Origin of the sequence: Paenibacillus sp. Cedars (assembly GCF_003184205.1) — a bacterium.
In the GTDB taxonomy this organism is placed as follows: Bacteria; Bacillota; Bacilli; order Paenibacillales; family Paenibacillaceae; genus Paenibacillus_AQ; species Paenibacillus_AQ glucanolyticus.
On sequence record NZ_CP020866.1, the window covers coordinates 976,394 to 999,821 of the forward strand.

The 23,428-nt window shown below is 50.5% G+C and carries 19 protein-coding genes; 13 read left to right on the forward strand and 6 right to left on the reverse strand.

The window, feature by feature from the left end; translation table 11 throughout:
- Positions 1 to 10: 10 nt before the first annotated feature.
- The 4 genes from B9D94_RS06245 to B9D94_RS06260 all read left to right on the forward strand — a co-directional run bounded on the left by B9D94_RS06245 (position 11) and on the right by B9D94_RS06260 (position 5,028).
- On the forward strand, positions 11 to 904 hold the full coding sequence (locus B9D94_RS06245; protein WP_006212133.1) for a carbohydrate ABC transporter permease: 894 nt from the start codon (positions 11 to 13) through the stop codon (positions 902 to 904).
- 72 nt (positions 905 to 976) lie between these two features.
- Positions 977 to 2,644: an extracellular solute-binding protein gene (locus B9D94_RS06250; protein WP_148246630.1), complete on the forward strand. Its 1,668-nt coding sequence runs from the start codon at positions 977 to 979 to the stop codon at positions 2,642 to 2,644.
- A 102-nt stretch (positions 2,645 to 2,746) separates the two neighbouring features.
- A complete protein-coding gene (locus B9D94_RS06255; RefSeq protein WP_148246631.1) occupies positions 2,747 to 3,739 on the forward strand; it encodes an N-acetylglucosamine kinase in 993 nt (330 codons plus the stop codon).
- A complete protein-coding gene (locus tag B9D94_RS06260) occupies positions 3,724 to 5,028 on the forward strand; it encodes a 6-phospho-beta-glucosidase (protein ID WP_148246632.1) in 1,305 nt (434 codons plus the stop codon). The genes B9D94_RS06255 and B9D94_RS06260 overlap by 16 nt, the downstream gene beginning before the upstream one ends.
- A 109-nt stretch (positions 5,029 to 5,137) precedes the next feature.
- On the opposite strand, the gene B9D94_RS06265 is transcribed toward B9D94_RS06260, so the two are convergent.
- Positions 5,138 to 6,166, reverse strand: a complete 1,029-nt coding sequence (locus tag B9D94_RS06265; protein ID WP_148246633.1) for a LacI family DNA-binding transcriptional regulator — start codon at positions 6,164 to 6,166, stop codon at positions 5,138 to 5,140.
- A gap of 328 nt (positions 6,167 to 6,494) precedes the next feature.
- On the opposite strand from B9D94_RS06265, the gene B9D94_RS06270 reads away from it, so the two are divergent.
- From B9D94_RS06270 to B9D94_RS06280, 3 genes are all read left to right on the forward strand, one after another.
- The gene (locus B9D94_RS06270; protein ID WP_148246634.1) at positions 6,495 to 7,544 is read left to right on the forward strand and encodes a 2,3-butanediol dehydrogenase; all 1,050 of its coding nucleotides are present in this window, start codon (positions 6,495 to 6,497) and stop codon (positions 7,542 to 7,544) included.
- Positions 7,545 to 7,743: 199 nt separating this feature from the next.
- Positions 7,744 to 8,502, forward strand: coding sequence for an ABC transporter ATP-binding protein (locus tag B9D94_RS06275; protein WP_063480400.1), 759 nt, complete (start codon positions 7,744 to 7,746; stop codon positions 8,500 to 8,502).
- Positions 8,499 to 10,988, forward strand: coding sequence for an FtsX-like permease family protein (locus B9D94_RS06280; protein ID WP_063480399.1), 2,490 nt, complete (start codon positions 8,499 to 8,501; stop codon positions 10,986 to 10,988). The genes B9D94_RS06275 and B9D94_RS06280 overlap by 4 nt, the downstream gene beginning before the upstream one ends.
- A gap of 149 nt (positions 10,989 to 11,137) precedes the next feature.
- On the opposite strand, the gene B9D94_RS06285 is transcribed toward B9D94_RS06280, so the two are convergent.
- Both B9D94_RS06285 and B9D94_RS06290 read right to left on the reverse strand, forming a co-directional pair.
- Positions 11,138 to 12,145 (reverse strand): FecCD family ABC transporter permease, encoded by a 1,008-nt coding sequence (locus B9D94_RS06285; RefSeq protein ID WP_036643407.1) that lies wholly within the window; start codon positions 12,143 to 12,145, stop codon positions 11,138 to 11,140.
- Positions 12,145 to 13,176: a FecCD family ABC transporter permease gene (locus B9D94_RS06290; protein WP_036643406.1), complete on the reverse strand. Its 1,032-nt coding sequence runs from the start codon at positions 13,174 to 13,176 to the stop codon at positions 12,145 to 12,147. The genes B9D94_RS06285 and B9D94_RS06290 overlap by 1 nt, the downstream gene beginning before the upstream one ends.
- 153 nt (positions 13,177 to 13,329) lie before the next feature.
- Here B9D94_RS06290 and B9D94_RS06295 point away from each other — a divergent pair, with 153 nt between their 5' ends.
- Complete coding sequence (locus B9D94_RS06295; protein ID WP_036643405.1) at positions 13,330 to 14,337, forward strand: ABC transporter substrate-binding protein; 1,008 nt, start codon at positions 13,330 to 13,332, stop codon at positions 14,335 to 14,337.
- Between the two features lie 80 nt (positions 14,338 to 14,417).
- Here the strand turns inward: B9D94_RS06295 and B9D94_RS30890 are convergent, their stop codons facing one another.
- Positions 14,418 to 14,561: a hypothetical protein gene (locus tag B9D94_RS30890; RefSeq protein ID WP_164481466.1), complete on the reverse strand. Its 144-nt coding sequence runs from the start codon at positions 14,559 to 14,561 to the stop codon at positions 14,418 to 14,420.
- Between the two features lie 252 nt (positions 14,562 to 14,813).
- Here B9D94_RS30890 and B9D94_RS06300 point away from each other — a divergent pair, with 252 nt between their 5' ends.
- Positions 14,814 to 15,578 (forward strand): exodeoxyribonuclease III, encoded by a 765-nt coding sequence (locus tag B9D94_RS06300; RefSeq protein ID WP_036643404.1) that lies wholly within the window; start codon positions 14,814 to 14,816, stop codon positions 15,576 to 15,578.
- A gap of 100 nt (positions 15,579 to 15,678) precedes the next feature.
- On the opposite strand, the gene B9D94_RS06305 is transcribed toward B9D94_RS06300, so the two are convergent.
- Positions 15,679 to 16,578: a LysR family transcriptional regulator gene (locus B9D94_RS06305; protein ID WP_148246635.1), complete on the reverse strand. Its 900-nt coding sequence runs from the start codon at positions 16,576 to 16,578 to the stop codon at positions 15,679 to 15,681.
- Positions 16,579 to 16,722: 144 nt separating this feature from the next.
- On the opposite strand from B9D94_RS06305, the gene B9D94_RS06310 reads away from it, so the two are divergent.
- Positions 16,723 to 17,472, forward strand: coding sequence for an SDR family NAD(P)-dependent oxidoreductase (locus B9D94_RS06310; RefSeq protein WP_148246636.1), 750 nt, complete (start codon positions 16,723 to 16,725; stop codon positions 17,470 to 17,472).
- A 217-nt stretch (positions 17,473 to 17,689) separates the two neighbouring features.
- Positions 17,690 to 18,880, forward strand: coding sequence for an enoyl-ACP reductase FabV (gene fabV / locus B9D94_RS06315; RefSeq protein WP_006212116.1), 1,191 nt, complete (start codon positions 17,690 to 17,692; stop codon positions 18,878 to 18,880).
- A gap of 363 nt (positions 18,881 to 19,243) precedes the next feature.
- On the opposite strand, the gene B9D94_RS06320 is transcribed toward fabV, so the two are convergent.
- A complete protein-coding gene (locus B9D94_RS06320) occupies positions 19,244 to 19,936 on the reverse strand; it encodes a GyrI-like domain-containing protein (protein ID WP_036643400.1) in 693 nt (230 codons plus the stop codon).
- 97 nt (positions 19,937 to 20,033) lie between these two features.
- On the opposite strand from B9D94_RS06320, the gene B9D94_RS06325 reads away from it, so the two are divergent.
- Complete coding sequence (locus tag B9D94_RS06325; protein ID WP_006212113.1) at positions 20,034 to 20,537, forward strand: GyrI-like domain-containing protein; 504 nt, start codon at positions 20,034 to 20,036, stop codon at positions 20,535 to 20,537.
- Positions 20,538 to 20,742: 205 nt separating this feature from the next.
- Entirely contained in the window at positions 20,743 to 23,370 is a 2,628-nt protein-coding gene (locus tag B9D94_RS06330) for a winged helix-turn-helix domain-containing protein (protein WP_148246637.1), read from the forward strand.
- The last annotated feature ends 58 nt before the right edge of the window (positions 23,371 to 23,428 follow it).

The window sequence follows — 23,428 nt, forward strand, 5'->3', positions numbered from 1 at the left end:
AGAGATTCATATGAGGCTGTCGAACGGAGATCGGTTGTTCGTTGGCATCGTCTACGGCTCGCTGGCTTTGCTTGCATTTATTGCGCTGTATCCATTCTGGAACGCCGCCGTCATCTCGTTTAACTCGGGGACCGATACGATGCAGGGCGGGATTACATTCTGGCCGCGCGAATTCACGCTTGAGAATTATCGTGTGGTGTTTAAGGATGAGCGGCTGATTGACGGGTTCATCATCTCGGTGTTTCGCACGGTAACGGGCACCCTGCTCTCCATTGTGGCAACCGCCATATTTGCCTACGGCATTTCGAAGCGTGAATTAATGGGACGCAGCTTCTATATGGTAACGTGCATCGTGACTATGTATTTCAGCGGCGGTCTCATTCCGAACTACCTGCTCATTCGGGAGCTGGGTCTGATGAACTCGTTCTGGGTTATGGTCATACCCGGCATCATCAGCGTATGGAATATGATCATCTTCCGGACGTTCTTTAAGGGCATCCCGCCCGGACTCGAGGAGTCGGCTCATATCGACGGTTCATCGAACTGGGGGGTATTCTTCCGAATTGTGCTGCCGCTCTCAGGTCCGGTCATTGCAACGCTGTCGCTGTTCACGGCTGTATACCACTGGAATGACTGGTTCGCTCCCAGCATTTATATATCCAATGCGGATCTGCTGCCAATCCAGACGAAGCTTCAGCAGATACTCAATGCCAATATCATGATGGAGCAGATGCAGAATATGGACGCTGCTGCGCAAGGCCGAATGAGCGCAATGAAGGCCGTGACCACCAAGTCGTTGTCCATGGCTACCATGATGGTGGCAACCGTTCCGATCCTGTGCGTATACCCGTTCGTTCAGAAGTATTTTGTTAAGGGCGTATTGATCGGTTCTTTGAAGGAGTAGTTCAAGCCAGCCAACAGGAGGGTTTAAAGCGACAGCTTTGACCATAGATGAATCGTGAAGGGAGCACTGGGAATGAAAAAAGGGGAAAAGAAGCTTCTGTCTGCCTTGTCAGTCACACTTGTCATCGTCATGGCTCTAATGGGATGTTCGGGTTCAGGTGGCAATACCGCAAGCCCGGATAGTGATAACCCAAGCTCGCAAAACAATGAAACACCCGGCACGGGGGATGCCTTTGTGCTGGGGGAGAAGCCGCTGGAGTTCTCGTTCTACGGCCATTATGACTGGTATACGATGCCGGATTGGGGTGCAGATCTTGCCACGAAGTGGATCCAGGAGAATAAAAAGGTCAACGTCGTGCCTGTCAGCTCCGGTGGCGTTGCCAAGAACAAACTCAGCACCATGATTGTGTCCGGGGAATTGCCGGATGTCATCTGGATGGAACCGGGAGCGGAGGTCGAGAAGTTGCGTTCCGAGGGAATGCTGGTGCCGTTCGATGATTATTTGGATAAATACCCAAACTTAAAAAAATGGGCCGGAGAGTCCACCCTCGAATTGCTTCGTTCTCCGGACGGGAAGCTGTATCAGTTCCCGAACTGGTATACAACGCAGCCCAACGGCAACGCCGGTTATCTCGTCAATAAGAAGATTTACGAGGAGCTGGGCTCGCCAAGCCTGGAAACGCCGGATGATCTGTATGCTTATCTGAAGCAAGTGAAGGCAAAATATCCGGATGTTGTGCCGCTGGAGGTGGGCCAAGCGGCCGCGGGTGTGGACATCATGGTTTCCGCATTCGCAGAGAATCGTCCTTATACGTTCAACAGCATGATTGCCGTACCGCAAGGGGATCAACTCGTATCCTTGTTCACGGACCCGGTCTATAGGGAGCTGCTGCAGTATATGGGCCGTCTGTACCGTGAGAAGCTGGTCACTCAGGACGCCTTCACACAGAAGCTGGAGCAGGTTGAGCAGAAGATTCTGAACGGAAAAGCAGCGGTTTATGTGGCATCCAGCCCGACGGAGTTCGGCTCCAAGGGCAATAATCTGCTGAAAGCGCAGGACCCGGATGCAGGTTACATTATGGTATGGCCTGTACACAAAGCGGAACTGGATCGCAATAAAATTTACCCGGGCGATTACAAGCAGCTTGGCTGGAATGTCAGCGTCATTACGAAAGCAGCCAAAGATCCTGAGGCGATCTTCGCGTTCCTGGATTGGTTCACAGGTCCGGAAGGCCAGCGTACGATCATGTGGGGGCCTGAAGGGCTGTACTGGGATGGAACGGATGAAGAGGATATGCCGCTGTTCACCGATAAATTTACCAGCGATGCGAAAGGCCGCGATGAGCTGATGAACGCCACCGTTAACTTCCAATGGAGCGGCAACACGGTGTACGTGGACAACTCCAAGATGAAATTCGAGTCCACACTGCCGCCGGAAAAACGGAACTTTGAGACGTATTGGCAATCCGAGATTACCTGGAAGACGCAGATGAATACAACGGAATACGTCAACCTTGATCCTGCAGGCGATTCGGAGGAAGGCATCATTGCGCAGCGTGTGTTTGAAATCTATGAGCAGGCCAGAGCAAAAGCGATTAGCTCAACGTCCTCCGATCAGGAAGTGCTCTCGCTTCTGGACAAGGCAGAGGCGGATGCACAGAAGGCGGGTTACGACAAGCTGTTGAAGTACAAAACAGCGAAATGGCAAGAGAACAAAGAGAAGATGGCAGTATCGAAATAAACGTCATGGCAGGAAGCCGCCTGATTTGAAGGATCCCAGGTTGACGGCCGGGCGGCTTGGCGGGGCGGCTTCTTCAGCCTGGCAGCATAGGAGAGATCATACTTGAACTATTACTTGGGAGTCGACGGCGGAGGGAGCAAGACCCTGGCTGTCGTGGCGGACGAAACGGGACGAATTGCAGGGAGGGGCATCAGCGGCTGCGGCAATCATCAGCTTGGCGCAGCCCTCGCGGAGCGAAGTATAAGACAAGCCGTGGATGAAGCACTCGCACAGGCGGAGCTGGAAAGAGAGAGCATTACCTGTGCCTCATTCGGGCTGGCAGGAGCCGACCGCGAGGCGGATTTCCGCATCCTGCGGCCCATGATCAGCGGCATGGGTTTCAAGAAACATCAGATCGTATGCGATACCGTCATTGCCATGAGAGCCGGCACGAGACAGACGGACGGGGTCGTTCTTATATGCGGAAGCGGGACGAACGGTTATGGTGTGAATGCGGCGGGAGAGGAGATACAGATTGGAGGATTCGGTTATGCATTCGGCGATTTCGGAGGGGGCGGTGATCTGGCCGTCGAGGTGTTTCGAACGGTCGTTCGTTCATGGGAAGGCCGGGAGAAGCCGACTTCATTGACTTCGCTCACGCTGGATGAACTTAGCTTCGGAAGCGTGGAGGAGATGTTCCACCGCTTTTTGGACGAGGGCAGAAGGGCGCCGCACACGCTGGCAAAGCTGTTGTTTCAGGCGGCGCCGGCAGATGAAGCCGCCAGAAAGATACTGGCGAGGCAAGGGCTGGAGCTGGGTAAGGTCGCAAGTGCAGTTATTCACAAGCTGGGCATGGGCCATGATGCCTTCGACGTTGTGCTGGCAGGCAGTGTGCTGACCCGCGGCGAAGGGGATTATGTCGTTCCGTATATCGAGGCCCAGGTGGGTGCAGCCGCACCGAAGAGCCGATTGCGCATATTGACCCTTGAGCCCGTTGCGGGTGCCGTTCTGCTCGCAATGGATGAGAACGGCGTCGTACCGGACGCCGCCGTGTATGAGCGATTGCATCACGAACTTGCTGTAAAGGGGAGGAATATGGAATGGGCACTGGATTGAAAGTGGCTGTTATTGGGGGAGGCTCGTCCTATACACCTGAGCTGATCGAAGGTTTCATTCAGCATTACGAGTCGTTTCCGGTGACGGATATCGTGTTGGTGGATATACCGGTGGGTCATCATAAACTCGCCATTGTTGGCGGGCTGGCCCAGCGGATGGTTGAGCGAAGCGGACTGCCGATTAACGTTTCCTTAACCCTGGATCGCAAGGAAGCGCTCAAGGATGCGCATTACGTGTCGACCCAGATGCGTGTAGGGCTGCTCGAGGCAAGAGGCTGGGATGAGAAAATCCCGTTAAAATACGGAATGCTCGGGCAGGAAACGACCGGAGCCGGCGGCATGATGAAGGCTCTGCGTACGATCCCGGTGCTCCTGGATATATGCAGGGACATGGAGGCATTGTGTCCAGACGCTTGGCTGCTTAATTTTACGAATCCGGCCGGCATGGTTACGGAAGCAATCATGAAGCATTCGAGCATCCGCTCCATCGGATTATGCAATTCCCCGATCGCCGCTTACAAATGGCTGTCTGGACTGTATCAGGTGCCTGCCGAACGCATCTACTGTGAGTTTGCCGGATTAAATCATCTGCACTGGATCAGCCGGATCGAGATTGATGGAGAGTCGAAGCTGGAGGAGCTGTTGGAGGCAGGAGGAAGCTATTCAGCGAGCAATGTACCGCAGCTTGCCTGGAATGATACACTCATTCGGGCAATCGGCGCGATTCCGTCCTATTATCTGAAATATTATTATCTCCACCGTGAGATGCTCGGGGAGCAGCAGGCTGCCGCGGCCAGAGGTGAGACAAGAGCCGAGACGGTCAAGCGTCTTGAGGATGAGCTGTTCGAGATTTACAAGCGTCCGGAGCTTGCGGAGAAGCCGAAGCAGCTGGAGCAGCGCGGCGGTGCTTACTACTCTGAGGCCGCTGTCAATCTGATGAAGGCTATTCATACGGACAGCGGCGAAATTCAGACGCTGAACGTTATGAACGGCGATACGCTGGAATTTTTGCCTGCGGATGCCAGCATTGAAGTGAACTGTGTTGTCACGAAGAGCGGTGCCGTTCCGGTCCCGATTAAGCGAGTGCCCGCTGCTGCCGTCGGCCTGATTCAAGCGGTGAAGACCTACGAAAGCCTGGCCATTGAAGCGGCAGTGACGGGAAGCAGGGAGAAGGCGCTGCTTGCGCTAAGCAGTCATCCCCTTATCGATTCCGTTAGTGAAGCGGAATGGATGCTGAATGAAATGCTGGAGCGGAACCGTTTGTATTTGCCGCAGTTTTTCAAGGTATAGAAGGCGAGTGCGCAGTAAATTGTGGATTCTTAATGTGACTCCGAAGTAAATATTCGCAAGAAAAGAGCCTGGAACTTCGCATCCAGGCTTTGTTTATTGTCCGGCAACCCTAGTCGGTTGTCGCGTTTCGAATGACGGAAATGCTGGATTCCCTCACGATGAGCCGCGGTTCGAATTGCACACGCTCGTATTGGCCGGACTTTTGCTCGCGAAGGCGCTTGAGGAGCAGTTCCGTAGCCAGACGCGCAACTTCGTCCCCCATGATGGAAACCGAACTGATCTGCGGATTGGTAACGGTTGTCCAAGCATTGTTATCGATGCCTACGACCGCCACATCTTCGGGAATCCGTATATGCAGCTCCTTAAAGCGATTGACAATGCCGATGGCGACCATGTCGTTAACCGCATAGATGGCGTCCGGCATATGCTTCAGTCCATAAAAATAGTCTGCTGCACGAACCCCCGTTTCAAATGAGAAATCCTCCCCGAAATAAACGAGGGACGGATCGACCTGCTTCAGCGACTGCTCATATGCCCAATACCGCTCTTCGATTTTATCTTTGGGGGCTCCGGCATAGGCGATTCGGGTTCGTCCGATTTTCAGCAGATGCTCCATGACAAGTCTGCCCTCCTGGCGGGCAAGTCCGACAATATCGGCCTTATACTCCTCGCCTAACTGCTTCCCGTAATTAATGATGGAGACGGGCAGGCTGGATTTATTGATTTGCTCGCCCAGTGTTTTGGGATAGGCCAGCGGCATAATAATCAGACCATCCACGTGCAGCTTCTTGATATCCCTCACAATTTCAAGCTCGTTGCGGGCGTTGCCAGCTGTATTGATCTGAACGACACGATATCCATGCTGCTTGGCGGTCTGTTCGACCGACCAGGCGATTTCTGGGATAATGGCATTCCGGATGTCCGGCACGGCCAAGGCAATTTGATTCGTCTGGCGAACCTTCAGGCTTTGAGCTGATGTATCCGGACTAAATCCGATTTCCTCGATCACTTGCAGGATCCGTGCTTTTGTTGCGGGACTGATTCCCTTGCTGTTGTTGATCGCTCTGGACACAGTGGCAATACCGACGCCCGCTTTTTTAGCGACATCTTCAATTGTCACTTTTTTGGGGTTCACCATATTCGAAAAAGTCCTCTCTATATCGGAAACGTTTCCTGTTCTGAATGTAATTTGGAGAATAAATCGAGCCATATCTATATTATAACATTAAGAATGTACTTAAATCATGGTACTCATGTAAGACGAAGAATACCGAGATTGTTTCATCGGAACAGTTAGCTTTATCGCCTTGTAAAATAAAGAGTAAGCACAATCGTAAGTTGTCCATGACTTTTCATACATTTGGGGCTGCGGGGTTTGACAGAATGTCAAAACTGTGACATATTTGATTTCGGAAACGTTTCCTATTTCATTCTTATTTTTTCGAACTCATAAGGAGATGAAGACAATGCAAGCATTGCGCTGGCATGGCGTGAAGGATCTGCGTTTGGAGACGATAGCGGAGCCTCAAGCAACGAATGGAAAAGTGAAAATCAAGGTTGAATGGTGCGGCATTTGTGGCAGTGATCTCCATGAATACGTGGCCGGGCCTATATTTATACCTGAGAATACACCTCATACGCTTACAGGAGAACAGGCTCCCGTCGTTATGGGCCATGAATTTTCCGGCCAGGTGGTAGAGGTTGGCGAAGGCGTTACGAAATTCAAGGCTGGTGACCGAGTGGTCGTTGAGCCTGTATTTTCATGCGGAACATGCGACGCTTGCCGACAAGGGAAATATAATCTATGCGAAGAAATGGGCTTTCTTGGGCTTGCCGGCGGTGGCGGCGGATTCTCCGAATATGTGGCAGCCGATGAGCATATGGTTCATAAAATTCCAGACGGTGTCTCTTATGAACAGGGAGCCTTGGTAGAACCTGCGGCGGTCGCGCTGTATGCCGTGCGCCAAAGTCAGCTGAAAGCCGGGGATCGAGCTGTGGTCTTCGGAGCCGGGCCTATCGGTCTGCTTGTGATCGAAGCATTGAAGGCAGCAGGCGCTTCTGAAATCTACGCGGTGGAGCTGTCCCCGGAGCGGAAACAGAAAGCCGAGGAGTTGGGTGCCATTGTGTTGGATCCGAAAGCCCACGCTGTGGTGGATGAGCTTCATCGCCGCACCGGTGGTGGAGTCGATGTGGCATTCGAGGTTACGGGTGTCCCTCCTGTTCTGAGCCAAGCGATCAACTCCACGAAGATCGGCGGACAGATTATGATTGTCAGCATATTCGAAACCTCCGCGCCCATCGTGCCGAATGATGTCGTGATGAAGGAGCGGAATATTACCGGAATCATCGGTTATCGCGACGTATTCCCGGCTGTCATTAGCTTGATGGAAAAAGGATTCTTCCCTGCGGATAAGCTGGTAACCCAGCGGATCAAACTGGACGAGGTGATTGACCAGGGCTTTGAGGCCCTGCTCAAAGAGAAGAACCAGGTGAAAATCCTGGTAAGTGCTCACTAATGATGTAGCTGTGCTGTGCAGCAGCAAGGACTGTTAGAGACCGCGTAACGCGGTCTCTTTTTTGTTTTTGGTGAATAGGATCGACAGGTCAACTTCCCGTGTTCCACAGATTCCATTAGATTACATATATAACCAAATCTGATATACTCATAGAGTGTTTTAGGAGGAACCAGACAAATAAATCTAGTGGAGGGATCGGATGAATCAGAAGAGTTTGTTATCTGTTCGCAATATCCACAAAACCTATGATGGAGACGGGTTTAAGGTTGATGCATTAAAGGATGTGTCTTTTGCGCTTGAGGAGGGTGAACTGGTTGCTGTCATGGGGACTAGCGGCTCTGGAAAAAGCACCCTGCTTAACATTATCAGCTCCCTTGATAAGCCAACCTCGGGGACAATTGAGTTAAAAGGTAAGGTCATGGACAACATCTTTGTGGAGCCTCATGCAACCCACTACCGGCGTGAAAATATCGGTTTTGTGTTTCAATCCTTTCATCTATTGAATGATTTAAGCGTAGAAGAGAATATAGCGATTCCTTTAATTTTACAAGGTGATTCAGAGGCGGATATACAGCAAAAAGTCCAGAATATGCTCCAGCTGCTTGGGCTGGCAAACTGGAGGAAGAAACGTCCTACACAGCTGTCGGGGGGACAGCAGCAGCGTGTAGCTATCGGCCGTGCGTTGATTACGAAACCGCCGCTGCTGCTGGCAGACGAGCCGACTGGCAATCTGGATTATAATACGTCGAAGGAAATCCTGGAAGCCTTGGTAGAGATGAGAAGCAGCTTGAAACAAAGCATGATTATGGTAACTCATGATCCGAACGTGGCCGTTTACGCGGACCGGGTGTTGTTTTTCCATGATGGGCAAATTGTGGATCAGTACGTGAGCAGAGGGAAGAGGGATATCGATCCGATATTGTCTATATTCAAGAACATGATGGAGCGATCCGCATGATCCATTCATTACGAGGCATAGCCCTTCGTATACTTGCCCGTAATAAGACGATTTTGTCCTTCTCCGTGATCAGCATATGTTTAGCCGTGTTTTTGATGATCACGGTGTCTTCCTTCATGGCGAATGCCAATCGTTCGATAGACCATGAAATGAAGCAGCAGTACGGCGACATGGATATGCTGGTGGGGTACGCGACCGAGCTGGACAATGAGACATTAGATCAGTATATGGCAGATTTGATGCAATCGACCGGTGGGGTACAGCGGGTGTCTCCGGTCATTCTGTCACATATGCGCGTTAAGGGACAGGCGCTGCCTATATCCACTGCTGGCGTTGAGAACGATGCATTGTCGAAGAGCCGATATCATTTCACGGCCTACCCGGGACAGGAGGAGCTGATTCTGAATCAGTCGCTGGCGGATGAACTGCAGCTGCAGGCGGGCAGTCAAATGACAGTGGAAGGAAAGGTCTACACCGTTAAGGAGATCATTGGTGATCCTGTTGGTGGTGCGGAATCTGTTTCGAATATTCTGCTTATGAACCGGGAGGAAGTCAAGCAGATTGAAGCTGCCAGAGCCCGGCATGAAATGTTGTCAAGTTATATGATGGTGCAGGCAGCGGACCATACCGATCTTCTGATTCTGAGTGAGTACTTACAAGAGCTGGATCCCGGGTTCACGGTAGAGATTGCTGAGCAAAGTTCGGCGTTAAAAGCAGGCTTGTCCCTCTTGAGCAATTACATCTTGGTCATTTCGGTTCTAATTGTGATGGTCATCGCCCTGCTGATCATTTCTAATTTTGAGGGTATGCTGCATAAATACCGGTTTCAATTCGCCGTTCTAAGGTCCATGGGCGCTCAAACGGAGCAGCTGTTTAAAATGGTCTTCATTCAGTGCTCGGTTACGAATGGACTCGGTGTTGTGTGCGGACTGCTGGTATCGCTGCTAAGCTATTCCTACATCATTCCATGGATATCCGGACTGTTTGCGGTTCCGATATCGGAACCCCGTTTTGATGTTGGAGTTGCAGCTATGGTTGCGGTGGCAAGCTTTATCATCCTTGAGTTATTTATGTTGATCCCTGCTTATCGAAGTACCAAGATTCTTCCGCTGAAAATGCTGGAGATGAACCAGAATCATAATTTTAAAGGGCAAAAAGGACGGGGAACTTTAGGGAAAGTGCTGATGGCAGCCAGTCTGTTTTGCATCCTTTTCGGGGTTGCCTTTTCAGGTACGCCGTCTGCTAACGCGGAGTTAGGTTATCTTCTGGGCTTTCTATTGTTTATATGGTCCGTGTTTACGATGGTTCCCGTGTACCTTTCCGTTGTTTTAACTAAAATCCTGCCTGTACTAAAGCTGTTTGCGGGCCGAATCTCCTATGTTGCTGTCAAAAATATCGTGCCGCAGGTCAAGAGAAATACCTTCCTTATCCTGACGATAAGCATTGCCATGATGATTGCTGTCATCGGCTCGTCCCTGCTGAATACGATACAATATAATGAACGGAATTATGTCAAGAAGCAGTACGCTACGGATATCAAGATTGTAGATCGGCTGGAGGGCTCGTCTACCATTGACCCGGAGCAATTAAAGCAGCAAATCATGCAATTTGAAGGGATAGAAGCAGTAAGCACGGTCAGCCGATTAAGCCCCGCCAAGCAGGGGCAGGACGACAAGGTTATCGACTATGCGCTGGCTGACCTGGATGCATTGGCAGCGCAGCGGCTGCTGCCGGATATAGTGAATGTGGCGAACGGAGTTATCGTGTCCAAGCAATACGCCAAGGCACATGCGATAGGCATCGGCGACTCGATTGCTTTATCGGTTTATCAAGACGAGGATCCAAAGAACTTCAAGCATGCCGGAACATTGACAGTAGCAGCTATCGTGGAGCCATTTCATCACGCGGATATGTACATCGATTGGTCGAATGCGGATGTTCATACGAAATTTACGGTTTTTGATACGGCTTATGTAACGCCCATAAATGAGAATGCTGCATTGAAGCAGCTGGAAGGAATCGTGGGGAAGTTTCCTACAGTGGACATCAGCAGTTATTCACAAGCTCTGGAGAATTCAAGCAGCATGTACACGCGGGTGTGGTCCTTTTTCCTGAGCGCGATCATTGTGATTATGCTGAGCGTTACCATTGGGGTATTTAATTCCCTGATGAACAACATCCACAGCAAGCGCAAAGAATTCGCCGTGTTACGGGCCATTTCTGTGGACAAAAAAGGGCTTGTTCGGATCATACTAACACAGGTGCTGTTGTATCTCTGTATTGGAATGGCGGTGGGGATTATGCTTGGGATAATCCTGTTATATGCTTTTAGATTGATAGACCCGTCACCTATCCATATTCATGTTAGGTTCGTAACCACAATCGTAGGAATCATGCTGTTCTTGGCGCTTATCGTGTTTATTCCGTATGCAAGCAGTCTCGGGAATAAAAAGGTTGCCTCTGAGCTGAATCAGAGCCATGCCTAGCGGTTGTTGTTATACCTGAACTCGTGCTTGGTGGGGCGGGGGCAAACAGGCAATGTAATAAACAAGTGAGCCCGTATTTTAAATAAACAACGGCGATCTCCCCCGTGTCCACTCGGGAGCGATCGCCGTCTTTTTATATTTCAACTTCGTTAATCCTTGATCAACAAATAAATAAAATAAGGCGCTCCTAGACACGAAACGACCAGCCCCACAGGAATTTCGGAGGGGGCCATCAGGTTTTTGCCGATCATATCAGCCACAAGCAGAACAAGGGCGCCGATAAGTGCAGAGACAGGCAGCATTCCCTGATGACGGGGACCAACCCATTTACGCGCCAGATGCGGAGCGACAAGTCCCAGGAACGCAATCCCTCCGCCAACAGCGACGCAAGCGCCAGCCAAAGCAACGGAGATGAACAGCAGCGTTCTTCGCTCGCGTTCAACCTTGACGCCAAGTCCCGTTGCCGTATGGTCCCCCAAATTTAGCACATTTAAATTTTGCGATTTATACAGCGCCAAAGGAATCAGCAGAAGAATCCACGGCAGGATGGCATAGACATATTCCCAGCTCGCTCCCCAGATGCTTCCCGACAGCCAGATGGTAGCCTGCATAAAATTGTTAGGGTCCATCATGAGCTGGAATACAATAATAAGTGCTGCAAATGCGGCATTGATACCGATCCCTACCAGGACAAGCCGAATCGGCGTTACCCCCTGCTTCCAGGCAAGCGTATAAATCAGGAATGTGGCAAGAAAGGCGCCGAGTAACGCGGCAAAAGGCATTATGTAGACGGACAGTACACCTGAACTGAATGAGCTCCCTTGAAAATAAAAAATGTACAGTACGACGGCCAGTCCGGCCCCGGAGTTAATGCCGAGTATGCCCGGGTCCGCCAGCGCGTTTCGTGAAACGCTCTGCAGGATGGCGCCTGACACGGCGATTCCGGCACCAATCAGGATGGCGATGACCATACGGGGCAAGCGAAAGTGCACGAGCACGGTATAGTTCTGCTCCGATCCGGTCCCGTTGAAAGCTTTGATGACCTCTGCGAGCGGGATTTTGAGGGTGCCCATATTCAAGCTGATTAAAAACACGGTGATAATCGCCAGCAGCAGGATCATGGAGACCGACATGACTTTTCTTGTCTTATTCGTCATTACAGCCCCCTCCCTTCCCGGCGTGCGAGATAGAGGAAGAAGGGAACGCCGATAATCGCCGTAATCGCGCCGACAGGCGTCTCAAACGGAGGATTGATCATGCGAGCTGCCACATCGGCGAACACCAGAAGAAGCGCCCCCATGACAGCAGAGCAGGGAATGATCAGACGATAGTCAGGGCCTACAATGAACCGAACGATATGCGGGATGACGAGGCCTACAAAGCCTATCGTTCCGCCTACCGCCACCGCCGCCCCTGTTAGCAGCAGGACAAGTAGTGTGCCCAGAAATTTAACAATGCCCGTTTTTTGACCAAGTCCGGTGGCCACCTCTTCACCCAAACTCATGACGGTAATTGACCTGCTTAGCCCCAGCGCAAGCAATAATCCGACGATGGATACAGGAATCAGAAGCTGCACATTCACCCATTGCACACCGGATACGCCTCCGGCGTACCAGAAGCTGATGTCCTTGGCAACGTTAAAGTGAATGGCAATGGCCGAGGATATCGAGCTCAGGAGTGCGGTAACGGCGGAACCGGCCAGTGCCAGCTTGACAGGTGTTAGTCCCCGCTTTGATAACGAACCGATCAGGAGCACCAGTCCGGCACCGAGGCCAGCGCCTGCAAAAGACAGCAGCATCAGTGTGGTGTTGGAAGCCGACTCCATAAAAGCAAGGCCGATTGACATCACGAAGGTAGCTCCGGCCGTGACTCCCATAATAGAAGGGGAGGCCAGCGCGTTCCTTGTCATGCCCTGCATAACGGCTCCGGACACGGCCAGGGAACCGCCGATTAACGCTGCCGCCACAGCTCTTGGCATACGCAGTCTCTGGATAATCTGGTGAGCGGTAGAACTGGAATCGAAGTGGACAAAAGCTTCCCATATCGTCGAGAGTTTGATGTTCGCTGCTCCATAGATGATGGAGAATGCCATGGCGAGGACAAGAAGGCATAACCCCGACACAATCACAGCCACGGCTGTTTTAGGGTGGTATGTTTTTGTTTTTGTTATGGAATGATTTGCTTGCATAGTCACCTAAACCTTTATGTTGATAAAAAAATAAAAATAACGTATTGTAAATGAGAATGAATTTCATTATCATGGTTATGGCTATTATATCACTTGCCAAATAGAATGCTAGTGAATTGTATCAAAAAATAGACATTGGGGGAAATGAAAATCATGAATCATTTCAAGAAAAAAATATGGATTATCGCAAGTTTATTGGTTGCCTTGACACTTCTGGCAGCCTGTGGAAATAACAAGGACTCGGCTGAGAATGGCCAGTTTGAAGCACAGACGCCAAGCGAGCAGAACAGCGGCACTGAGGCCAAGCCTGATGCCGAAGCCACAACAGAACGTACGCTGACAGATGCCATGGGACATGAGGTTAAGATTCCGGCTGAGCCGAAGCGAGTCATAGCTTCCTACCTGGAGGATAACTTGGTGGCACTCGGCATCACACCAGCTGCCCAGTGGTCGGTCAATGGCGGAAGCGTTCAGGACTACCTTCAGGAGTATCTGAAAGATGTGCCGACTATTGAACATGATCTTCCCTTTGAAGCGGTAGCCAGTTTCCAGCCGGATCTATTGATTATGGATTCCGCTTCCATGGTCGAAGGCAATAAGTACAGTCAATATGACAAGATCGCTCCTACTTATGTAGTTGGTACTGAAGTCAATAACGATTGGCGCGAAGAGCTTATGCAGGTTGGCGAAATCTTCGATATGAAAGAGGAAGCTCAGGCGGCACTCGACAAGTACGAGCAGAAGGCGAAGGATGCCAAGGAGCAAATCCAGCAGGGCATCGGCGGTGAATCGGCGGCTGCCATTTGGCTTGTCGGCGGTAAACTGTTTGTCGTTAGCGAAACGTTGTCCAGCGGTGCTGTCATGTATGGTGACCTGGGTCTCGCGGTACCGAATGTGGTGAAGGAAATTTCCGCATCGGCAACTGGCAACTGGTCCTCCATTTCCCTGGAGAAGCTGGCTGAGCTTGATGCCGACCATTTGTTCTTCATTAACAGTGACGGAGAAGGTGCCGAAGTGCTCCAAGATCCGCTCTGGGCGAATATTCCTGCTGTTAAGAACGGAAACATTTATGAGTATGGGAAAGAAACAAGCTGGTTGTATACCGGCACAATTGCCAATACCCAGATCATTGATGATGTACTGGAGAGTTTGGTGAAGTAAGTTTTAAATGATTGCATGTGCAGCCGTCTTCCGATGTTTATCGGGAGGCGGCTGTTTTGTGTGTAACCTTGAACATTCAGCTAATCCTGATCCCGGCAGTTCTCCTCGGCAGCCGAGGTAAACTCTTCTTCATTCTCGGAAGCAAGTTTGTCGCCGTATTGGTCCAGACGATCCGGACTGCTGGAAGGGCCGTCGTTTTTGGGTTTGTTGTTTCTGCCAGTCATGCTGTGCACCTCCATAAGATAGGATCTTCATCTGTTATTGTGTGCGTGCTCCGTGCCGCACTTCATGTACCCTTATGTTGTTCCTGATTGTGCTCCCGATTATGCATGCAAACTCTCGATTCTATGTATGAAGTTATGATGAAACAGTGAAGTTCCCTTGTTCGTTCCGGCCGGCGCATGATACCATAATAGAATTTAGAAGATTCATAGATTCTGCTTACCGCACGATATGGATATCATGGAGGTTTCGATATGAAGTTAGTGTCTTGGAATGTCAACGGCCTGCGCGCCTGCGTAACAAAGGGTTTTAACGATTATTTTCAACAGGCGGGTGCCGATATATTTTGCGTGCAAGAAACGAAGCTGCAAGCCGGACAGATTGAACTGGATCTGGGGCCTGAATATCAGCAGTATTGGAACTATGCCGAGAAGAAAGGCTACTCGGGAACAGCGGTATTTACGAGAATTGCCCCTTTGTCTGTACGATATGGCTTGGAGGAGGACAGCGAACCGGAGGGGAGAGTGATCACGCTGGAGTTTGAGGGCTTCTATCTGGTGAACGTGTATACACCGAATGCCAAGCGGGACCTGAGCAGGCTTCCTTATCGATTGGAATGGGAAGAGCGGTTCCGCCATTATCTGCTTCAGCTTGATGAACGCAAACCCGTCATCGTATGCGGAGATTTGAATGTGGCCCATCAGGAGATCGACCTGAAAAATGCCAAATCCAATCACGGCAACTCCGGCTTCACGCTGGAAGAACGCGGCAAAATGACCGATCTGTTGGCAGCGGGCTTCATCGATTCCTTTCGATTCTTCTATCCGGACCGGACAGATGTATACAGCTGGTGGTCATATATGGCGAAGGTCAGAGAGCGGAATATCGGCTGGCGCATCGACTATTTTCTGGTGTCTGCCCGTTTGTCCGAAAAGCTCAAGGATGCCGAGATTGACTGCCATGTGATGGGAAGTGACCATTGTCCGGTGAGTTTGACACTTAGCGAGTCATTACGTTAATACAGATTTTTCTGAAAAAGCCAACCGGAAGCAGGGGACTGGATAACGGTCACGACCCTACTTGTCGGTTGGCTTTTATATTTGGGAGCAAAGGCTGCGTTCATCCTATCTGATGCTTCAGCTTGTCCAGAAAGATCGAGGCTGGCTTTGACAGATGGTGGGTTCCGGGCTGTACCCATCCGAATGAAGAAGCAGCATGGCCGGGGGGCATCTCCAGCTCCAGCGTGACGATGTTTCCCGAAGGTATGGGAGTGAAGCTGGAGAAGGACAAATCAACCCCCACCGTAACCGCTACATTCTCTTCGACGACCTTCTGTATGACCCTCGTCTGGTTGGTTGAGAAGAGCAGATCCATTTGCCCGTATTGTTCCTGGAACTGATCCATAAGCTTCAAGAGCTGATCATCCTTATAGAGGACGAGCGGATATTTGCACAGCTCCTCAGGCGTAATGGACTGCCTCATTGCAAGCGGGGATTGACGGCTGACCCCCACGACGAATTTACTTAACAGCAGCTTGCCGAAATGCAGTCCGCGGTGCTGATGGATGATAGCGTCATCGACAAAAATCAAGCCGATATCGGCCTGGTTGTGTTTGATATCCTCAATAATATCAAGTGTCGCTTTCTCCGTGATTTCGAGTTGGATCTGGGGAAAGTCTTTTTTGAACTGAATAATCGCATCAATGGATAGTGTTAACGGTACGGGTACGGTGGCAATCCGAAGAGATCCGCTCAGCAGGTTGGAATATCCTTCCGCTTCTGATTTCAGATCCTGAAATTGTTCCAAAATGGCATAGGCTTTCTGGAGGATTCGCTGGCCCTCGGCTGTAGGTACGGCGCCAAGCCGTGAGCGGGTGAACAAGGAGAATCCGAACTCGGATTCCAGACTGGACACCGCTTGACTGACGGCTGACAGGGTAACGTTGCAGTTTTGGGCCGCCTTCGTTAATGATCCTGTCTTGGCGGTTTCCACGATATATTCCAATTGCTCCAGATTCATGTGATCGCATCCTTAATTTAAATTTAAGTAATATTAATTATGTTTAAATTTACTTAAATATAACGCAGCGTTACAATGAACACAAGGACATGGACACACAATGTTCAAATAATAACGCTATTTTACCCTAGGAGGTCATTGATAATGTCAGAACAACGCGTAGCGGTAATTACCGGTGGAGCGAGCGGCATCGGCCGTCAGGTTTCTCTTAAATTTGCTAGAAAGGGCGACCGTGTTGTTGTTGCCGATTTTAACGAGGCTGCCGGACAAGAGACGGTGGATATGATCCAACAAGAAGGCGGCGAAGCGTCTTTTGTACAGGTTGATGTTTCCAAACCGGAAAGCGTTGAAGCGCTTGTTGATAGAGCGGTTGAGTTATATGGCCGTATTGATGTCATGCACAACAATGCAGGCATTGGCGGAGCTGGACCGGTCCTTGAGCAGAACATGGATCTCTATCACCGTACCATTAACGTGAATCAACACGGAGTAGCTTACGGCATTATCGCAGCAGGCAGAAAAATGAAGGAGCTTGGCATTAAAGGGGTTATCATCAATACGGCATCCGTATTCGGATTCCTGGCTTCGCCGGGTACGTTTGCCTATCATGCCACAAAAGGTGCGGTCATCATGATGAGTAAATCTGCCGCGCTTGAACTTGCACCATACGGCATTCGCGTCGTTGCCGTTGCTCCTGGAGCAGTTGATACACCGATTATCCAAGGCTATAAAGATTCTGGGATGCTGGATTCCATGAGAGCCAAAGTCATGGGCGGGGAATTAACCCAGCCTGAAGTTGTCGCAGATACGGTTTACCTGGTATCCCTAGACGAAGCAGCCGCCATTACAGGCAGTGTGGTCATGGCTGACCAAGGCTATGCTTCATTTAAATAATGCGGCGGCTATAGAATCGAATCCGAATAGATGACAAGAAGAACCTCTCTTTTAATTGGATGGAAGGCGATGCCCTCCGTTATTTAGAAGGGAGGTTTTATTGGTTCTTCAGTCAAAAGATTTCCTCTCTCCACAAAAAACAGTTAAAATAGAAAGGAATTCAAAAGACCATACATATGGTGTCAGACGACGAATACTGGAAGAGAGGTATATAAATATGATTATTAAACCTAGAACCCGAGGATTTATTTGTACCACATCCCATCCTGTAGGATGCGAAGCACAAGTACAGGAGCAGATCGATTATGTATTGAAGCAGCCTGGATTCGAAGGTCCGCGTAATGTGCTGGTCATCGGCGCCTCGACAGGGTATGGTTTGTCGGCAAGAATTGCTGCGGCATTTGGCTCCCGGGCGAATACCGTGGGAGTTTACCGTCCCAGCCAGGCCACCGAGAAGCGGACGGCTTCCGCGGGCTGGTATAATTCAGCTGCATTTGAGAAGGCGGCAGACGCGGCAGGCTTGAAATCGTTCAGCGTGACAGGGGATGCTTATACACAAGAGACAAAAGCCAAGACGGTTGAGCTTATCCGCAAGGAACTGGGCCAAGTTGACCTTGTGGTGTACAGTGTTGCCTCGGCGCGCCGCACCCTGCCTGAAACCGGCGAAACGGTCAATTCCGTATTGAAGCCGATCGGACCTGCCTACACCAACAAAACGGTGAATTTCCATACCGGTGAAGTAACGGAGGTTACGATCGAGCCCGCTACGGAAGAGGAAGTGAAGAACACCGTTGAGGTGATGGGCGGCGATGATTGGGAGCTGTGGATGAATGAGCTGGCTGAAGGCGGCGTACTGGCTGAAAAAGTCACAACGATTGCGTTCTCCTACATCGGTTCCGAGATCACCAAGGCCATTTATCGGGATGGATCCATCGGACAAGCCAAGGATCATCTGGAGGCAACTGCGCTGAAGCTGAACGAAAGGCTTGCAGATGGAGGCGGACGTGCTTACGTGACGGTCAGCAAAGCGTTGGTTACCCAGTCCAGCTCGGCGATCCCGGTTGTTCCGCTGTACGTATCGGCGCTGTACAAAGTTATGAAGGAAAAAGGACTCCACGAGGGCTGCATTGAGCAGATTTACCGTCTCTTCGCGGATCGTCTCTATAACGGACAAGAAACGCCCGTGGATGAGAAGGGCCGTATCCGGATTGACGATTGGGAGCTTCGCGAGGATGTGCAGTCTGAAGTTGCGGAATTATGGAGCAAGGTTACAAGCGAGAACATCGAAGAATTGACCGACCTTGCAGGGTATCGCCGCGAGTTCTTCCAGCTGTTCGGCTTTGAAACCGACGGCGTGGATTATGATGCGGATGTAAACCCTGTGGTAGACAATCCGAAAGCCATTTAATAATGGAGCCCCGGCCAACGTGAGCCGGGGCTTGTTTTTTAACTTCGGAAGGAGCTTTGACGTTTCGCTTCTCCTCTGTATCGATCGGGAGTCGGCGGACCGTATAGCCACTATTTGTGCATGAAACCGTGTTTTGGAGCAAGAAGCGGACTCAGGAGACGTTATCTGCTTAAAAACATCCGTTTTTTGCAAGGATTCCTGTACTTAGCGTCTCCTGAGTCCGTTAACTTCCTAAATAGCCGGATATATCAAAAATAAGGCCTGTGGAGTCCGCTGCTCGTATACACTGTCGATTAGTTCGCTTGAACGCAGTGTAAGTGGGCAAGCATTGAATGAAGTACTGATTCTGGCTGTAAGCCTATTTTATACGGTTAGAGGAACGTAAATTTGAGCCAAAGAAGCATGAACGGAGGCTCTCAGCTCCAGGCAGTAGCGTGTCGGGTTCGGCGTAAGACCGCGTTGTTTCAGCTGCTGGAGAACATAAGCATAGGATTGATCAGTATCCTCCCTGTTGGAATGCCCTTCATGCGTATACATTGCATACTCCTGCGTTGGCAGGGTTAGACTCACCATCCGTTCTGGCATATCACGGATCGTTGTTACCTCCATCCCGGCCACATAATGATAGATCTGCTGCCGGTTTAATACAGCGGCGACATATTGGGGTTTTGATGTTCTCCGCAAATATGGAATTTCAGCCATACGCTGCTCAAGCTCTTGCCACAGCTTGGGTTTGAGGGCATGCGACATGTAATAAGCCGTGAAAGGGATTTTCATTTCCAGGCCAACTATCAGGGTCTGCGGCTTGATAATCCGCTGAATGGACTCCCCCGTTTGCTCCGTGCGCGCTCGCTGCTGGCGTGTGTTCAGGATCGAATAACCACCGTTCTTTCCCTCATGGGCATACAGGGGAACACCCAGATGGGACAGCTCATGAAGGTAGCGGAGCATTGTCCGATACGAAACCGAGAATTCCTCAGCTAACTCGCCTACCGTGAAGTTTTGCCGTTCATATACCCGCTGCATGACCTTAAGGATTCGTTCGGTTTTTGGCATGACCCTGCTCCTTTGATTATTTTTTATACTGTGACAGTTTTTGACATAGTTCAAGTATATAATGAATTTAAAAAATATGAAAAAGGAGCATATCCCCATGACAATCAATCAACGAAACGAAGCAAAAATCATGAGCAAGGAAGCCTTCCAAGCAGTTGGACTGAAGTGGGCAGGGACGTTTGCCGAGGCCGGTGCCGGGGGGATTCGCGCGATTCATCGGATGCTGCAAGAGAGGCTGCCGGAGATCCCTTATGCGATACATACCGATACGCTGTTGGGGCTGTCGTATCATGCGTTTCCTGATGGAGAAGGATTTATCCATTATGGGGTCGTCGAAGTGGAACGGATCGAGGAAATTCCGGCAGGAATGGTTTCATTGTCCGTACCTGCACTTACCTATGCAGCCTGTGAGCACAGCAGGCAGCACAGCATAGAGCAATCCTATAATAATATTTACAGCTGGATTCACGAGCAAGGCTATACGGAATATAATCCGGATCATTTAACCCACTTCGAAAAATATCCGATGAGTCAGGATCCGTATGCGGATAACCCTGAATTTATCATTATGATTCCCGTCCAAACCGATCAGGGGAAATAACAAGTATACTGGAGCCGCTCTGATAGTGAGCGGTTTTTTTCTTGGACAGATGAACTTTGTCTACTTGATTGACCGGTTGACGAAATTGAAGCTTTATAGCTCAGATTATGGAATGGTAGAATAGTACAGAAATGATGGATTAACACGTCTGGGCCATGCCATCAGGTTAAGTCCCAACGTCAAATTCGAGGTGATACGGAGGCGTATGATGATAAATGGGACTGAACTCGGTGCACAAGAGCCGCTGCTGCACTCGAAATTAACCGTTCCAAGAACGGTATCCACCTTGATTCCCCGGCCGCGTCTAAGTGAACGGCTGATGGATGCCATGTCGGGCAATGTGACACTGATCTGCGCTCCGGCGGGATTCGGGAAAACGACGCTTGTCAGCGAGTGGCTGCTGCAGCATGGGAAACAGGCCGCCTGGGTGTCGCTGGATTCCGGAGATAATCAAGGCTCCCGCTTTTGGAGGTACATATCGGCTGCGATAGCAGAAGTGTTTCCCGCTTACTGGGAAGAGGTCAAACCTGTGCTGCCGCTGCTGCATACGGAAGGTTATGAGCAGGGGCTCATCGTGTGCTTGAATACGCTAGGCAGGCTGAACGAGGAGCTAATCCTCGTGCTGGACGATTTCCATGTGATTCAGAACGAAATACTATCAGCTTCATTTTCGTATTTTGTCGACCATTTGCCAAGGGGCATCCATGTTTGCATGATCAGTCGTACAGAACCTGGTTTCTCTGTAGCCCGTATGGAAGCAAGACAGCTCGCCAGCAGACTCCATACCGAGGACATGCGGTTTACAGAGAAGGAGGGTGCGCAGTTCTTCCAGAGCACCGAGCTATTGCTGAACGAAGAGCTGTCCTCCGCACTCGTCAGAAAAACAGAGGGCTGGATTACCGGCCTCAAACTTGCATCTATTGCCATGCGGCGGCAGGAGAATAAAGAACCGTTTATCCGCCATTTTGCAGGGGACAGCCGTGAGGTGAAGCAATATTTGTTCGAAGAGGTGTTCTCGGTTCAGAACGATCGGATGAAGCAGTTTCTGCTAACCAACTCGATCCTGAAGCGGTGGAATGTATCCCTGTGTATGGCTGTGTCTGGGTTTGAGGATAGCCGGGAGCTAGTCGAATCGATAGAGCGTTCCCACCTATTCGTAGTGGCGCTGGATGATAAGGGAGAGTGGTTCCGATTTCATCATTTATTCTCGGAATTTTTGCAGAGACGACTGGAACAGGAGAAGGATATTCATAAGGAATTGCTATACAAGGCAGCCGGTGATTGGTGCAGTGAACAACGCCTTGCGGAGGAAGCCGTTGAGTATTACTTGCAAGGTCAATATTATGAGCAGGCCGTGTTGCTGCTGCGCGAGATGACTTCCCGCGTCGTGGATTGGGAATGGTCGAATCTGCAAAAATGGTTATCCGTGATTCCCAGCGATATTTTGCTTCAGCACCCGGTTCTCTTTTTCTCCTATGCCAACTCGCTCATTGCCGAGGAGTCGGGGGATATTACGGAGGGAGAGGAGCTGCTGCATCAAGCGGATGCCTGGTATGCCGAATCCTCTGGAGCATTGAGCGAGGTGCTGCGACATGAATATTTGGCAATGCTTCACTATGTGCGCGGGACGTTAATGGTGTTTGGGCGGAATGATCTGAAGCTCGCCAAGGAGGAATACGAGCAGGTTGTGCGATATGCCCCGAATGGGATCAAAATGTTGTTTGGTCAACCGGAGAAACCGCTGCAGCCGATCACGGTAAAAACTTATAAAATCGGCCGCGGTCATGCCTCAAAGGCCATTGCAGCACCGTACACCATGCAGATGGCAGAGGTGTACCAGGCCGTGAATCCGATTTTTCTGGGAAAATTATTCCTTAATCACGCGGAAGTGCTCTACTACTGGAATGATCTATCGGCGGCAGCCGATTATGTTTCCAAGGCGATGACGTGGATCGGACAAAATCCAAACCGGCCCGAGCATGACCTTGTGGCGAGCTGGATTCTGCAAGCGAAACTCAAGGCCGCCGAGGGTCATATGCTCGAAGCTCTGGAACTGCTTGAAGGCGGGCAGCGGCGGATGAAGTGGATGGATATTCCCCGGGGGATGGAAATTTTACACCTGGAGGGCATACGTCTCCAATTGCAATACGGCGATCCGGCGGCTGCACTGGCTTGGGGCGAACAGTGCCAATTATCGAGCCGGGACAGGGTGTCTGTCTTCGAATTATTTGATTATCAGCTGTTTGCCCGCGTTCTTGTTCTGCAGGGCAGATGGGATGAAGCCGAAGAGCTGTTGGATCGGCTGCTGTACCTTGCGGAGAGTGAGATGAGACCGATCGATGCTGCTGAAATATTATGCATTACAGCCGTCATGTTACAGTCCAGGGAGGAGCATCGCAAGGCGCTGATCCAGCTTGAAGAGGCGCTGCAGGTATCGGAGGCCAATGATTTTACCCGGATTTTTCTCGATGAAGGAGCTCCGGTTATAGAGCTCCTGCACGAACTGATCCGCGCGAAGCAGCAGGGGCGATATCGGGGGAAGGATTCCGCATCTCTTTCTTTTATCAGATCGATCCTTGCCGCAGTGGACGGAATGGCCGAATCGGTGAATTCCCCGCTGGAGGCTCTGCTCACGTCAAGGGAGATGGATGTTTTTCAGGGATTGTTGGACCATCTGAGCGGAAGGGAAATTGCGGAGAAACTGAATGTTACCTACGAAACGGTGAAGACGCACAGGAAACGGATCTATAGCAAACTGAATGCAGCCAATCTCAGTGAGGCGATTGCGCAGGCCGAGAGGCTGAGCGATCCCAAGAAAACGAATAGACCCTGAACTTGATACGATTCATCATTTTATCACCCCTCATCTATCCCCCTTCAGGGGGATTTTT